General features: G+C 34.4%; 16 protein-coding genes. All 16 read right to left on the bottom strand.

The features are described 5' to 3' along the window. Positions 1–213: 213 nt before the first annotated feature. Complete coding sequence (locus BUC31_RS00960; RefSeq protein WP_073240503.1) at positions 214–954, bottom strand: hypothetical protein; 741 nt, start codon at positions 952–954, stop codon at positions 214–216. 117 nt (positions 955–1071) lie between these two features. Beyond that, positions 1072–1926 carry a DUF4435 domain-containing protein gene (locus tag BUC31_RS00955; protein ID WP_073240502.1) on the bottom strand — a complete coding sequence of 285 codons (855 nt, stop codon included), beginning with the start codon at positions 1924–1926 and terminating at the stop codon, positions 1072–1074. Position 1927: 1 nt separating this feature from the next. Then, positions 1928–3310 (bottom strand): AAA family ATPase, encoded by a 1383-nt coding sequence (locus BUC31_RS00950; RefSeq protein WP_073240501.1) that lies wholly within the window; start codon positions 3308–3310, stop codon positions 1928–1930. Positions 3311–4033: 723 nt separating this feature from the next. Then, positions 4034–4414 carry a hypothetical protein gene (locus tag BUC31_RS00945; protein ID WP_073240500.1) on the bottom strand — a complete coding sequence of 127 codons (381 nt, stop codon included), beginning with the start codon at positions 4412–4414 and terminating at the stop codon, positions 4034–4036. A gap of 2 nt (positions 4415–4416) precedes the next feature. After that, positions 4417–4737, bottom strand: coding sequence for an HPF/RaiA family ribosome-associated protein (locus BUC31_RS00940; RefSeq protein WP_073240499.1), 321 nt, complete (start codon positions 4735–4737; stop codon positions 4417–4419). 12 nt (positions 4738–4749) lie between these two features. Then, on the bottom strand, positions 4750–4950 hold the full coding sequence (locus BUC31_RS00935) for a hypothetical protein (RefSeq protein ID WP_073240498.1): 201 nt from the start codon (positions 4948–4950) through the stop codon (positions 4750–4752). 67 nt (positions 4951–5017) lie between these two features. Next, entirely contained in the window at positions 5018–5161 is a 144-nt protein-coding gene (locus BUC31_RS20215; protein WP_170861913.1) for a hypothetical protein, read from the bottom strand. Between the two features lie 712 nt (positions 5162–5873). Then, a complete protein-coding gene (locus BUC31_RS00930) occupies positions 5874–6098 on the bottom strand; it encodes a hypothetical protein (RefSeq protein WP_073240497.1) in 225 nt (74 codons plus the stop codon). A 311-nt stretch (positions 6099–6409) separates the two neighbouring features. Further along, positions 6410–6793 carry an endonuclease domain-containing protein gene (locus tag BUC31_RS00925; protein WP_073240496.1) on the bottom strand — a complete coding sequence of 128 codons (384 nt, stop codon included), beginning with the start codon at positions 6791–6793 and terminating at the stop codon, positions 6410–6412. Positions 6794–7196: 403 nt separating this feature from the next. After that, complete coding sequence (locus BUC31_RS00920; protein WP_073240495.1) at positions 7197–8957, bottom strand: serine hydrolase; 1761 nt, start codon at positions 8955–8957, stop codon at positions 7197–7199. Positions 8958–9097: 140 nt separating this feature from the next. Continuing rightward, complete coding sequence (locus BUC31_RS00915; RefSeq protein WP_084134919.1) at positions 9098–10372, bottom strand: metal-dependent hydrolase family protein; 1275 nt, start codon at positions 10370–10372, stop codon at positions 9098–9100. A gap of 375 nt (positions 10373–10747) precedes the next feature. Next, the gene (locus BUC31_RS00910) at positions 10748–11260 is read right to left on the bottom strand and encodes a hypothetical protein (RefSeq protein ID WP_073240494.1); all 513 of its coding nucleotides are present in this window, start codon (positions 11258–11260) and stop codon (positions 10748–10750) included. A gap of 166 nt (positions 11261–11426) precedes the next feature. Further along, entirely contained in the window at positions 11427–12305 is an 879-nt protein-coding gene (locus tag BUC31_RS00905) for a sugar phosphate isomerase/epimerase family protein (RefSeq protein ID WP_084134918.1), read from the bottom strand. 27 nt (positions 12306–12332) lie between these two features. Then, entirely contained in the window at positions 12333–13031 is a 699-nt protein-coding gene (locus tag BUC31_RS00900; protein WP_073243677.1) for an NUDIX hydrolase, read from the bottom strand. Between the two features lie 238 nt (positions 13032–13269). Next, a complete protein-coding gene (gene proC / locus BUC31_RS00895) occupies positions 13270–14091 on the bottom strand; it encodes a pyrroline-5-carboxylate reductase (RefSeq protein ID WP_073240492.1) in 822 nt (273 codons plus the stop codon). Between the two features lie 34 nt (positions 14092–14125). After that, positions 14126–14317: a hypothetical protein gene (locus BUC31_RS20065; protein ID WP_073240491.1), complete on the bottom strand. Its 192-nt coding sequence runs from the start codon at positions 14315–14317 to the stop codon at positions 14126–14128. Positions 14318–14368: the final 51 nt, after the last annotated feature.

Genomic DNA, 14368 nt, shown 5'->3' with positions numbered 1-14368 from the left:
TTAAACTTGATGTTTGTGGTGTATACCAAAAATGCTGTAAATGCATAGAAATAGCTATTTTCAATAAGATGCTATTGAAAATAGTGATAATTGCTATCATATTGCTAGAAAATGGAGTGAAATTGCTAATTGTTTCTGTTCTGGTGAACAGGTTTTGTGGAAAGAACTATTGAAATAGGATTGAGCGATTTTAATTTTTCAATGATAAGATGTTTATCTATTGATTTTAATCAGTTTTATATTTTTCTCTTTAGTTTTCAAGAAACTAAATTTTTCATTTTCCCTTTCTAGAGTTCTGTCAATAATCATTATGCTATCAGTTAGATTCTTAATTACCCACTGTTCCTCAACCTTATTAAACTCACCGCGTAAGTTCATTCTAATAAATTCTGCGGTATTATTGATCTCAATTTTTGATTTTGACTCTTGATAAAAATACTTTGTAGAAATAGAATCTTTGTCTATTATATATAATGGGGGATATTGAAAATTCTCTATAGATACTCCTGGAGGCGCAGGTGGAAGAGGCGGTTTTTCAGTACTGTCATTAAAGAACAGTGCATGATGCTGCTCTTCGATCCATGTTCCATTTAGAAGTTCTTTACTCCATTTTACTTTTCTTTTTTCAATTTTTATTTCATAATCTTTTTCAGAAATGAAAAGCCCTTCGAAGCTATTATCAGCTATTTGTTTGATAGCAATTAATCGATTGTTAAATACTAAAATGTCGTTATTGTCAAAAGTTGCAATTCTCCATGGTAATTCTCTGTCGTTATATTCAAATACTGCATATGTCGAATCTTTAAATGCTATTGTGAGCGTATCTTTTTCTTCAATAGAGAACATATCAAAAGTATTCCCTCGTAATTCATTTGCAATATTCTTCCGCTCAACATTTTTTTTACAACCAAACACTGTAAGAATTAGAAGTAAAATTAATGTCGGTTTGTTCATTTCCTTCTCTTTCTTTAATTATACCAAATTTAAAAATTTGGCGACTTTGCAAATAAACCCAGGTCTTTTGATTAAGCACTTTTTATCCAATTTTTTATACATTGTTAATTGCTGCGCTTACGCTATTTTTCCCGCTATTTTCTTTAATTCAGAAACATCACATAATTTAGCTAATCTTAATCTTAAGGTTTCTCGTCTCATAATTATTGAATTCGTTGACTTAAACTTATGAAATCTAAATTCTAATAAAGGTAAAATGTAATCTTTCCCAGAAACAATTTTGAGCATTGTTTCCATATTGTACGGCCATTTCTCTCTTAGCTCATATATTTTGTCATTGTACTCTTCGGCTGAGATAGATTTGAGAATTTCTTTTTTTATATCTGCAATTCGTTTATTGCACTTATCTTCATTTAAAACAGGTATTCTTTTTATTGGTTCACAAAGATTTCCAACACCTAAAGAGATTGTTGGAATTGTTGGACATACTTCTTTTGAAATAGAGTAATGTAGAAATAAATCTATTAAATCTTTAGACAAACCTTTCAGCCAATTTTCAAAACTTAATTGTTTTTCAATTTTATCTCTATCTATAATTAGATAATCGTGAATAATCTCGATTATACTTTCTTTATGTATTAAATAATTTTCGATGCAATATTTTTCAAGTACAAACAAATGTTTTAATGTTTTTTCATTAGTATCTGTAATTAATTCAAGGTCACCGTCTACAATATAAACTCGCAAAACATCTCTTTTTACTTGGTCGGATTGACAAGCTGCTAAAACATTATTCTTGCAACCTAAAGAAATTAACTTGTTTATTTTATGTCCAGTTTTTTCGAAAACTCTATTGACTAATGTTAGATAAAATTCATCATCATAAGAGTCTTCTATAAAAACATCTACTGTATTTTTATACCTAAAAAACAAGCCAACGTTTGGTAAAACAAAATCTTTAAATTTCAGCATATTATCCTCGATTTGTCATTGATTGCGACAAATCTTGGCAATACAGTTGGTTTTCTATTTTTCCAATAATGGTTGGTGAATGTGTCGCCATTATGAATTGAGTATTAGGACTTGCTTCTAAGAGAGAATTAACGAATAACTCTTGCCATCCTAGATGAAGACTTAATTCTGGTTCATCGATTATAAATATTTGTCTCTTCTTTCCGAAAATTAATTGGGCAAGCATTACAATTATCTGTTTTTCACCTGACGAAAGTTTAAAAATTCCTGTTGTATTATCAGTGGGTAGTTTTATTGAAATCTCCCCATTCTTTTTAATAGTAAGTTTCTTATTGTTTTCCTCAAAGTATAGATTGGCCAAAGACTCAAATTTTATAAACTCCTTATAGCTTAATTCAATCTCTGTTTGAGCATTTTCGTAAAGTGAAATAATATTATCAATTCTCTCAAGTTGAGGATTATTAATAAACCATTGTCCTAAAACTTTTAAAAATTGTTGACTTGTTTCCTTGTCTTTCCCTTTTTTATCTTGCTCTTTTTGAAGTGATTTTTGAATTTTACTCAATTCATTGAAATAATCAATAATTTTTGACTCTAAATCAGGAATTTCAAAGTTTTTTGATGCTTCAATAATTCGTTTTTTCCTTGATTCTATATCAACATCTGTTTTAGTGTTAAAACCAAAATTTTCATTTCCTTGTATTATATCAAATGAAGAATAAATGATTTTATTCTTTAAGGAAGCACTGATGGATGCTTGTTTTTGAGAATATTCAATAAAATTCGTTTTTATTAAAGATTCTATTTCTAATAAGCTCTCATACAAATTACCTTTAATGTCAGTTGTAAAGTCTCTTTTTTGCATAAAAGAGTCAATACTTAATAGGTCAATTTCACCACCTTCATAAATACGTCTATCCAACCCTAAAAATACAGGTGTACTAATTTCTTTTATCTTTTTTACTGCATCTAATTCAATAAAGTGAGATTCGTATCGAGAAAATCGACTCATAATTTGACGATACTCCATCCTGCCATAATCACTCATTTGAATATTAGGCAATTCTTGTACTCTTACTGTACTTGTAATGGTTTTTTTCTTTGTATTAGGATAAGAAATACTGAGCTTTATTTTTTCTTTATCATTAAAGTCAGATTTAATCCTTATTAATTCATCATTGATTTCACATTCGACCTGAGCATATTCATATTTTATCTGAGTTAGATTTATCCAGCTTGGACTAAGCAAACCTAATATCAATTTTATAGCAGTTGTTTTACCCGAACCATTTATTCCTATCAGAAAAGTTAATGATTCGTTGAAGTCGATATTGAAGCGCAAGTATCCGTTTACGCCTTCTGCTTCAAATTTTGTAATTCTCATATTTTAATTTTTAGTTCAAGGTTTTTTGGCACTCCAGCTAACATTACGGTATATGTATAATTACATCCACTCCTAAATATTGAGGTATATATGTAATAGTTATTAATATAATTTCCGTTAAAGTGGTAGGGGGAGTATACTTTGCTTGGTACTGCAATATAAAGAAGTTTACGGTATATTTTCTTACGGGTTTCCGTAAAACTGTCAGAAAAATAAATGAGGTGTAAAGAGAATATAACGAGCTGCGTTTGTAGTTGAAATTAGTGCACTGTAGCACCCACCCCTTAATCCCCTCCCAAGAGGGGAGATTTTCGTTTTTGGTTGTGGGTTTTTTGGTTGTTAGAGCTTCTGTTTCTACAACTACTATTTCTTCTAATGTATCTAAAAAGCTAAATGACAGTCACGGTCTGTTCCCCTCTTGGGAGGGGCTAGGGTGGGTATTTTGGGTTTTGGCAAGTTGGGAGATGGTGACAAGCGAGTTCTCGATACATTTTTTAGAACCGCTCTGCTCATCTATAAAACACTCGAAGTGACAATGGTACATATAACGAACAAGCTAACGCGAGCTTAATATAAACGTCTGTCAGTTCGAGTGTTTTCTGAAAGAAAATGTATCGAGAACAGCTTTGGTGCACCAAAGCTGTTCTCGATATAATTCACTCCAAGTAACAACAGCACTTAGCGGCATCATATTAACCTAATACCTATTGCTCTAATAGAATTCTAAACTTTAGCAAAATGATTTTTCACAAAAGCTACTTGTTCATTATCTGTAATGTTGTCTGATGATACTACATCAATCTTAATATTCTTAAAATGTGAATCTTTATTCAAATAATTGTGCAATTCTACTTTTGCGTTTGTTGGTCCAAATAGCAGCACGTGGTTATATTTTAAAATTTGAGCTCCAATTGTGTCATAGAATTTTTCATTCATTTGCTGTCTTTTATTATGCATAAGATTTTCGCTCTTATTCAATGCATCTTCCTTTGTGTCTGATGTAAAATTAGATGCAATAGATCCGCATTCTTTTCTTGCATCGATATCAATCAAATTAGCGATGGAGTGGTCCATCCAAATACCTAAATTACTTTTTGCTTTCATATCTAATGATTTTGTTTTTGAATTTTACCAAGAATACTTTCTATAGCAGTTTTTATTTTATCAATAGCACCTTTAACGGCTTGATCCATAGTATCTGCTTGATTAGAAACCGCAATGGGGTTTCTGCCCTCGATTCTAGCTTCTAGCAGACACGAGATATCATTGAATCCGTCTTTTTTTCCATTCTCATCTTTTAAATGTACCTCTACTCTGGTAATGTGAGACTCAAACCTTTGTAATGCCTCTTCAATCTGAGAAGAAAAAAAATCGGCATTTCTTTTTTCTCCATTAATGGTTTTGTCTGTATTTATCTGGATTGTCATATGTATAGTTTTTTAGTGTTTTTCTGAATAGGTTTCTAATATCATATTTAGGGAATCTAAATATCCTTTTAGCGCTTTGTTATTTACTTCTTCTTCATCTTTAAAAAAGATTCGTGGTATTTCATTTATGTATTTAACCAGTTCTGGATGTTCCTCCTGTATTTTTATGGTTGTTAATCGAATATTAGTATTAAGATCATTTTGTGATTCCATTTCTTCTGATTTTAATCTTATTATATTTTTTAAAAGGGATTGTTATAGCTCTTTTATATAACCAACATCATTTATCTTTTTGTTGTTTTTTAATGGTCGGCTTATCAATGTTGTACTCTTTGTTCAGCTGATTGGTATTACCGGTCGGATTCGTTGGATTGGTTTGCTCTTTTGTTCTATTGAATTTCTTTCTATCCTTAATCATTCCCATGTCTATTGTTTTAATTGTTCATTCATATTATACAGCTTTAATACTTGAACTTTACCAATACTATCTTAAACTCAAGAAGTTATACTGAGATGGTACTGTTTAGGGATAGATACTATTAATTCCTTCACAGCTTTTAGTGGAATAATTTTGTAAAGAAATTGGTGAGGGGGTTTAATGAAATCTTCAGTATCGTAGCACCCACCCCTTAATCCCCTCCCAAGAGGGGAGAATTTCGTTTTTGGTTGTGGGTTTTTTGGTTTCTGAGAAGTAGCGTTTTTGCAATGCCCCGCTCACCCCAACCCTAAAGGGCGCCCGCGCGCAGTTTGGTGCTGTTGTGTGGTCTTACTCTAATAAGCTTAATCACAGTCACGGTCTGTTCCCCTCTTGGGAGGGGCTAGGGGTGGGTATTTTGGGTTTTGGCAAGTTGGGAGATGGTGACAAACGAGTTCTCGATACAAATTTTCTCATTCTTCGAAAATTCACTCGAAGTGACAATGTTAATTAGAACGAAAGGGCTAACATTTATTGAATTGAATACGCATTGTCAGTTCGAGTGGTTTTAAGTTATAATGCAATGGAAACTTAAAATTGTATCGAGAACCCTTTGGTACACGAATGTTTCTCGATACAAACTCCTCGTACCTCGTAGTTCACTCGAAGTGACAAGAGTACTTATAACGAACAAGCTAACAAGAGCTGAATGTAGAACCCCTTATTCTATAATCTCATAATCTATACTCAGCTTTCGCAAAGCCCTTAATGCAGAACCAGAATTTTTATCGCTTACTTCAATATCTACTGCATCACCTTCTAAAAGTATATCTGTAAGTTCATTGGCAAGCGAATCGCTAACATTAGATGATAATTCTGCAATGCATTTCGCAATCGCTCTTCTATCTGGTCTTTGAGCATCACAAGTAAGTAAATTGATTTTCATAAGGGTAGTTTATATATGCAAGATACCAGTGTTGGGTGAGGTAAAGGGTATAGGTCTGCAATTATTCAATTTTAGTCAACGGCTGTTCCCCTCCTTGGAGGGGCTAGGGGTGGGTTCTTTTGAGTTAGTATGTTCAATGAAATCTTCATCACCGTAGCACCCACCCCTTAATCCCCTCCCAAGAGGGGAGGATTTCGTTTTTGGTTGCGAGTTTTTGGTTGTTGGGAAATTGCGTTTTTAAAAGTACTATTTCGTCTGTTTTATCTAAAAAAATTATTTAAAGTCACTAGCTGTTCCCCTCTTGGGAGGGGCTAGGGGTGGGTTCTTGTTTGTTCTAATTTCTCAATTATTACTTTAATCTCTTCTAAAACAACCCCCAAATTATTCTTCACATCGGTATCTGAAAACCTGAGCATATGTACCCCTAGAGATTCTAAGCGTGCTTGCCTTTTCTTATCTTTTTCTTCATGTCCTTCTTTAAAGTGAATACTGCCATCTACTTCTATTGCGAGTTGAAGATCTTTGCAATAAAAATCAACTATATATTGATCGATAGGAATTTGTCTATTAAATTTTTGACCTAGCTTTTTACCTTTTATCTCTCTCCATAGCGCAATTTCACCAAGGGTCATGTTGTTTCTTAATGTTCTGGCGAGTTCAACTAATTTTGGATTATATGGAATAATATTTCTCATCGTAAGACCCACCCCTTAATCCCCTCCCAAGAGGGGAGAAGTACATTATTGATTGCGAAATTATTGTTAGTTGAAACTTCTCTTTTCATAAAAGTTATTTTCTCTATTATAGAAAATCCACCCTTTAGGGTTGGGGCAAGATTTTCGGGCTTCTTGTTTTGTTTCTTAGTGTTCTAGCGAGTTCAACTAAATTTGGGTTGTATGGAATAATCTTTCTCATCGTAGCACCCACCCCTTAATCCCCTCCCAAGAGGGGAGAAGTACATTATTGATTGCGAAATTAGAGTTAGTTGAAACTTCTGTTTTCATAAAATTATTCTTAGAATATATTTTAATTGAAGACGCTAGTTGTTACCCTCTTGGGAGGGGCTAGCGGTGGGTGATAAGACTAAATAATCTCACACTATTCCACCTTCTTACCATTCATTTCTTGCCCGTTTTGAAATAGAGTTAAACTTTCAATTGCTCCGTTTTTATCTTTAATAAACTGAATTTGAGCAGCAACTTCTTTTAAGTAAAAAGTATCGTTCGATTTGGCGAGAATATCCAACATCGGCTGCCCTGTTGCTTGTGCTTTTAATTGCTTGCCTTCTTTGGTTATGGTAATTTTAAAAGTGGGCATTAATTCATAGACACCTATGTAGCTTTCTAATAGTGCCTCTGGTACTTCGAACACTTTTGTTAAGTTACTGGTATCGACACCTAATTTTGTAAGCATATCTATGGCATTTTCATTACCAGGATTCATTTCTACCGCTTTTGTATAGTTCTCAATAGCACCTTTGTTATCGCCAGATTTCATTAATGCTTCGGCATAACTATCATATACATTGGCAGATTTTGGATACGCGTCTACGTTCAGTTTAAAAACTTGAATAGCTTCTTTGGTTTTGTCCGATCTCAATAGTTGATATCCCGTTTGGTTCATTTCATTTTCATTGACATCAAAATCTTTGTTGTCTTTATTTTTATTAAAATATGCAACCCCTGCATCAATACCTTTTGATGCTATGACCTCTAAAAGTTTAGATGCTAAAGGAGTTTTAGGGAGGTCGTAACTTTTATCGTTTATGATACCAAGTATAGATTGCGTGATTTTACCTAATGGGGCACCACCTGTATTGTTTAAAAGCACAATCAATGACTTGTCTGAAAGCTGTCTTGAAATTTGTGTATTAAATCCGTTAATACCACCACCATGGGTAATTACTGCGATACTATCGGTTGTGTTACCTAAGGCTTCATTCCCAACCATCCATCCGTAGGCATAATGAAAACTGCCGAAAGCGGGTGTGTGTGGTTTAAAATACATATCCATATATTTTTGGGATAACAATTTGTTGGTATACAATGCTTGGTCCCACAGGTATAAATCTTCTACGGTAGCGTATAACGATCCTGCAGCATACGGAATAGACATATCTAGGAAAGGGGAATTGATAAATCCGTTACCATTATTTTCATAACCTGTTGCTCTATTTTTTAGGATGTCGGAATGATGATCGAATCCGGATTCCTTCATACCTAATGGAAAAAATATCTTCTCGTCTAGCATTTCTTCATACGTTTTACCGGATAGTTTTTCAACAAGCACTCCCAATAAAAAATAACCGGAATTACTGTAATTGAACTTTTCGCCGGGAGTAAACTCTAGCTCCATATCTTGAAACTTTGTAGTAAACTCTTCTGGGGTGTACGGGTCTCTACTTACGTCTTTGAAAAAATCGGGAAATGACGTGTAGTTCGGTATACCAGAAGTATGGGTTAATAAATGATGGGTAGTAATTTTGTCTCCGTTTTCTTTTGGATACTCTGGCAAGTAGTTAGTAATAGGTGCCTGCAGATCTAGTTTACCTTCGGCTACCAATTGTAGAATAAGCATGGCAGTAAATTGCTTGGTCACAGAGCCTAGGCGATGTTTGGTGTTGGGGTTATTTGGAATATCCCATTCCATATTCGCCATGCCATATCCCTTTTTGAAAATGACCTTTCCATCTTTGGCAACTAGAGCAGAACCATTAAATTTAGAATAGGCTAGATATTCCTTTAAAAGCTCATCTATCTGTTCGGCTTTCGTTTGGCCGTATGCTACAGTACCTGAAAATAATATTACAGAAAAGCCTAAAAGAAGTGTTCTGATTAAAATGTGATGCGATGATTTCATGATGTTCGTTTTTTAATTGATTGACTATAGTACCAACAAGTGGCTTCTACTCGATAATCGAGATTCAAATGCCGCGACGATTGGGTCGAAATATTAATTATTTTTCAATACAATGTATCGCGGGCTTGCCACGAGGTTATTTACTTTTCATTCTTATAAATGACACCACCTTTCATTACAAACTTCACATGTTCTAAAGTGGATATATCTTTAATAGGATTGGCATCTACGGCAATAATATCTGCGAGTAACCCTTGTTTTAGCTCACCGCGATCCACAAGACCTAACATTTCTGCACTATTGGTGGTAGCTGTTTGTATAGCTTCCATAGAATTCATGCCACACTCCATTAATGCCGCAAATTCAATAGCATTTTTTCCATGAGGGATGATAGGCGTATCTGTACCAAAGGCAATTTTGACGTTTGCTTTAATGGCATTTTTAAGGTTTTGCTTGGCAATAGGCATTACATATTTAGCTTTACCGGCCATAACAGGATCCATTTTATCAATCATAGGCTCGATTATGGTAGCGAGTCCTCTTGTTGGAACTAGGTATACTCCCTTTTCTTTCATTAATTGTATGCCCTCGTCATCTATTATAGAACCATGCTCAATAGAATACACACCAGCTCTAATAGCTTCTTTAATACCTTCGGTACCATGTGCGTGGGCAGCTACTTTAATATGATGTCTTGCCGCTTCGTCTACAACGGTTTTCATTTCTTCATTACTTAATTGTTGTGCACCAATGGCATCTTCCATAGAAAGTACGCCTGCCGTTGCATGCATTTTAATGAATTTAGCACCATGTTTAATTTGATATCTCACTGCTTCGATAGCATCATATTTTCCATTAATGATTCCGTCATTAGGTCCAACAGTCACTAATCCCTCGGCAAGACCAAGAGAAATATCTCCGTGTCCGCCACTAATAGAAATCATATGTCCCGAAGGAATGATTCTAGGTGCAGCAATCATCCCTTTATCAGAAGCCTCAGAAACGGCAACATCGATAAGCTCGGGTGTAATGTGTAATTGCCCTATACTTCTTATGGTAGTGAAGCCTGCCATTAATGTTTTTTCTGCATTGACCACAGCCCTTACAGTACCTTGGCTAGCACTTTCTTTATACACATAATCCCAGCTACCAGTAAAGTCACCGTCTAAATGCACATGCATATCCATAAGACCTGGCAATAATATTTTGCCTGTTAAATCGACTGTTTCAATACCTTCGGGAAGTGCCTTTGGGTTAATAGATTTTATGGTTCCGTTTTCGATAAGCAGATTAGCAGGAGAAATTAATTTTCCGGTTCTGACATCTAAGTACGAATCTGCTTTTATCAGTTTAGATTGTGCATGAATGGAAATTGTAGTGGTGAATAGTAGTACAAGTAGTAAGAGATTTTTCATTTTAGATTGATTGCTTTTGATGGTCTGTATTTGAGTTAGATTATTTTACATGAAAGTAGTGAAAATAAGTTGTTTACGTTTTCGTTTTTAATAAAGAAGTAGGGTGATATTATCGCGGAACCCACCTCTTAATCCCCTCCCAAGAGGGGAGAGTTGCGTTTTTTATTGCGGGTTTGTGGGGTGTTGCGAGTTTAGTTTTTATAAGAGTTGCCTCGTCTGTTTTATCTCTAAAATTTATTTTCAGTTATAAATTGTTCCCCTCTCGGGAGGGGTCAGGGGTGGGTTCTTGATGGTTACAGTGTTTTTCAAAAACAAAAAAACCGCTGTAAAGAAAGTTCCTTACAACGGTTTACGTTTGAATTAGTCAAGTTTGTATTAAACGAAAAGCAGTATAATGGTTAGTACGATACCACCAAGTGAAAAGTACAGTCCTTTTTTGAAAACTGTGGTCTTTGGCATAAACATCCAAAAGGAAGACACCACGAAAAATAGTAGTGAGAGTCCGAAAAAGATGTTCAGAAAATACACAGGGCTATTTGTGGTTGCCTTATGCAGGTGTTCCATCTTATCTAAAATAAATGGAAGCTCCATTTTTTTAATGGTAGCCATACCTGTTGCCGTATTGTATTCACCTTGTTTAAAGTACACAACATCACCTTCGGTCTTTTCAGGTTTTACTCCGCCTTTAATTCGCAAGGCACCACTAAGTTCAGCAGTTTTTAAATTTGGCTTTAATTGTTGCTCTATGATTTTCTCACTTTTTAGAAAGTCTGTATTTCTATAGATCATTATTATTCCGCTAATGGAGTACATCGCCATAATACCGGCTAAAAAGAAACCTAAATATCTGTGAATAATTCTCATGCGTAAACTTGTGGTCATTCTCATTCTGTACTTTTTTAAAGTTGGTGTTCAGTGTGCAAAAATAGGCACATAATTTAATAAGTGATTAAGACAGTATTTGTGATGAAAGGTTTAATGAGAAAGTACTTAAAAAAGAAAACCCCAAAGAGAAAATCTCTTCGGGGTCATCTCCGTTGTTTGGTAATAGTAATTATTTAAAACCTATTTCTTTAAGTCCGTCGTGACTAATTTTAATAGCGTCTAGAGGCTTAAGACCTTCAAAAGTCATGTCTTGCTCTACCATGTAGTATTTCATGCCAGAAAGTTCTTTGTTATCTAGAATATTTTTGAAACCTATAGAACCTGTACCCACTGGTGCAAATCTACCTTGCTCATCCATATCCTTAACATGCCATATTTTAAAACGACCTGGATATTTGTTGAAGTAAGCAATTGGGTTGGCGCCTGCTTTGGTTACCCAAAATAAATCCATCTGAAAATTCAATAATTTAGGATCTACATTTTCTAGCAAATAGTCTATCGGAACAATGCCTTCTGCGTTTTTCTTGAATTCAAAATCGTGATTATGGTACAATAATTTTAATCCTGCTTTGTTCGCTTTCTCGCCAAGTGTAGTTAAAATTTTAGCCAAATCTTCTACAGTACCTGTCATGCCCATTGTTCTATCTTCTTCGTTGAAAGTGAACATACCCATTGGTGGAATAGGAACTACAAAATACTTGAAGCCTGCAGACTTAGCATCGGCCATCATCTTATCTGCATTGTCAACAGTTACTGCACTTTGGTGTGTGCTAATCGGTTTTAATTTTAAAGATTTCAATAGGTCTTTAAAATCTGCCGGAGTCATACCGTAATACTTGCCGTCTTTGTAACCGGCAGCTTCTATATTTTTATAACCTGCTTCAGATACAGCTTGTAAAGTTGCCTTCGCATCGGTACCCATATCGTCTCTAACAGTGTAAAGCGCAAGACCCCCAAATTTCTTTTGAGCGTAGGTTGTTAATGTTCCGAACATAAGAGCTGCGAGAACGGTACATTTTAAAAAGTTGTTAAGTGTTGATTTGTTCATTGTTGTTGTTAGTTTAAGTATTTGATTTTATTTGAAACTGTATAGGTATGGAGCTTTGTGAGCTTTGCCCTCAAAAAGCTTTTCATGCCGTTGTAATATATCTAGAGATAACATTTTACGTTGAAAACTAGTACGTCTTAGTGTTTGGTCTAAAATAGCCTCGAACACTTGCTGTAACTGCTTCATAGTAAATTTTGGAGGTAGTAGATTCATGCCTATAATCTTCTCACTTATATTATTACGAAGTACTTCAAGAGCTTTGTCTACTATCTCGTTATGATCCATCATTAATTGGGGTACACTATCAATGTCATACCAATCAATACTATCTGAAAGGTGATCGGGCTTCGGGTTAACATCTTCGTAGTTGATGAGCGCATAATGGCCTACGGTAATAAAGCGGTCCATCATCCATTCATTTTTCTCTAAATTTTTATCATTTGCAACTAAAATACGACGCATGGCAGCGGGATCAGATCTTTCTGGTTTTCCAAAAATTTGAAATTGATCTAAGAACACATTTTTTAGTCCTGTGCGTTCTTCTACGCCTTTATTTACGGCATCTTGTAGACTTTGGTTTTTTTTGATAAATCCCCCTGGAAGTGCAAATAAACCAGTGTTGTGATATTCTAAAATAAGAATTTTTAGATTTACGCCATTGAATCCAAAAATCACGCAATCATAAGAAAGGTTGGGAATGAATTTCTTATTTTTGATGCCTTTCATTAGTGAATTTGATAAATTTCTGTTGTCTTTATCAAATAAAGCACAAAAAAACATGTAATCAAAGAATTATTGTCATAAAGTGAGACAATAGGATTTGACTATTCCATATTAAACTTGTAATTCTTTAAAATGAAATAGTCAAAAAACTATTTTCTATAGTACTAGGTAGAATTTAGTGTGATTGTAAATGTGTTTCTTCTACCTTATAAATACTCAGGTGTGTAGTATTGATAATATGTTATTCTATAGAATTTACCTGTTCTTTACCAAGTTCAACTGCACGCTCAAATGCGGCGAAAGCGGCTTCCTTTATTAATTCTCCAACATTATTGTTTTCCATAGAATCTAGTGCTGCACGAGTAGTACCGCCTTTGCTAGCAACTTTGTCCATCCAAGAATTTGGGGAAAGTTCATTTTGGTTAAAAAGTTCAATAGCCCCCGTAAATGTTTGTGCGACTAAAACTTTAGAAACATTTGGTGTAAAGCCCATTTTTAGCGCAGCTTCCATCATGCTTTGCATAAAATAAAATACATAAGCTGGTCCGCTACCAGATATACCGGTAGAAGCGTCAATGAAGTTTTCATTGCTTACTTGAATAGATTTACCCGTAGTGTCTAACAAACTTTCTATGGTTAACAACTCAATTCTAGTTACTTCTTTAGAAGCTACGAATGACGTTAGTCCTCTACCAATTGATGCAGGTAGATTAGGCATAGCGCGAACTATTTTTGTGAGTCCCGTTAAATTCTGAATAGTATCGATTGTAACACCGGCCATAATAGAAATAACAATTTGACCAGGTTTTACAAGGGGATTCAGTTTTAAGAAAACACTTTCTGCGTGATATGGTTTTACCGCAATAAAAATAATATCTGCCTGTGGGGCACAATTTTTTAAATCATCAAAAGCATCAAATTGTGGATTCTCGCGTAGTTCTTCTAACTTCTCTTCAGAAGTATCGAGCACCATTATATTCCTCTTCTTAAGTAATTTTGATTTCGACATGCCTTCTGCATAAGTCAATCCCATATTGCCGGCTCCTATTACTAGTATTTTCATGAATTCAATTTTAATTATTGGATAGTATGTATAATTAGATAAATAGCATTTTTTCAATGGCGTTGTTTTTACGCCTGTAATATATTTGTCTGTAAGTGTGCAGGGTTTTTATAGGTATACCCATAAAGTACTTTGTAATTGAGGTCACCTTCGACTTTTTAAGTCCGTTACGTGTTCTGTATAATTCTTTGGTATTGCTTTCTCTTTTGATATAAATAAATTTCATGTAATGGTATTTCAAACAATAACATAACATATGCGTTGCTAACTCCTAATT

The sequence above is a fragment of the Maribacter aquivivus genome (assembly GCF_900142175.1).
Lineage (GTDB): Bacteria > Bacteroidota > Bacteroidia > Flavobacteriales > Flavobacteriaceae > Maribacter > Maribacter aquivivus.
The sequence above is the reverse complement of the archived record's forward strand: the minus strand, read 5'-3'. Positions and strand labels throughout refer to the sequence as shown.

Excerpts from the sequence above, each read along its gene's own strand:
- BUC31_RS00960 (WP_073240503.1), bottom strand. The coding sequence starts at position 954 with ATGAACAAACCGACATTAATTTTACTTCTAATTCTTACAGTGTTTGGT.
- BUC31_RS00955 (WP_073240502.1), bottom strand. The coding sequence starts at position 1,926 with ATGCTGAAATTTAAAGATTTTGTTTTACCAAACGTTGGCTTGTTTTTT.
- BUC31_RS00950 (WP_073240501.1), bottom strand. The coding sequence starts at position 3,310 with ATGAGAATTACAAAATTTGAAGCAGAAGGCGTAAACGGATACTTGCGC.
- BUC31_RS00945 (WP_073240500.1), bottom strand. The coding sequence starts at position 4,414 with ATGAAAGCAAAAAGTAATTTAGGTATTTGGATGGACCACTCCATCGCT.
- BUC31_RS00940 (WP_073240499.1), bottom strand. The coding sequence starts at position 4,737 with ATGACAATCCAGATAAATACAGACAAAACCATTAATGGAGAAAAAAGA.
- BUC31_RS00935 (WP_073240498.1), bottom strand. The coding sequence starts at position 4,950 with ATGGAATCACAAAATGATCTTAATACTAATATTCGATTAACAACCATA.
- BUC31_RS20215 (WP_170861913.1), bottom strand. The coding sequence starts at position 5,161 with ATGGGAATGATTAAGGATAGAAAGAAATTCAATAGAACAAAAGAGCAA.
- BUC31_RS00930 (WP_073240497.1), bottom strand. The coding sequence starts at position 6,098 with ATGAAAATCAATTTACTTACTTGTGATGCTCAAAGACCAGATAGAAGA.
- BUC31_RS00925 (WP_073240496.1), bottom strand. The coding sequence starts at position 6,793 with ATGAGAAATATTATTCCATATAATCCAAAATTAGTTGAACTCGCCAGA.
- BUC31_RS00920 (WP_073240495.1), bottom strand. The coding sequence starts at position 8,957 with ATGAAATCATCGCATCACATTTTAATCAGAACACTTCTTTTAGGCTTT.
- BUC31_RS00915 (WP_084134919.1), bottom strand. The coding sequence starts at position 10,372 with ATGAAAAATCTCTTACTACTTGTACTACTATTCACCACTACAATTTCC.
- BUC31_RS00910 (WP_073240494.1), bottom strand. The coding sequence starts at position 11,260 with ATGAGAATGACCACAAGTTTACGCATGAGAATTATTCACAGATATTTA.
- BUC31_RS00905 (WP_084134918.1), bottom strand. The coding sequence starts at position 12,305 with ATGAACAAATCAACACTTAACAACTTTTTAAAATGTACCGTTCTCGCA.
- BUC31_RS00900 (WP_073243677.1), bottom strand. The coding sequence starts at position 13,031 with ATGAAAGGCATCAAAAATAAGAAATTCATTCCCAACCTTTCTTATGAT.
- proC (WP_073240492.1), bottom strand. The coding sequence starts at position 14,091 with ATGAAAATACTAGTAATAGGAGCCGGCAATATGGGATTGACTTATGCA.
- BUC31_RS20065 (WP_073240491.1), bottom strand. The coding sequence starts at position 14,317 with ATGAAATTTATTTATATCAAAAGAGAAAGCAATACCAAAGAATTATAC.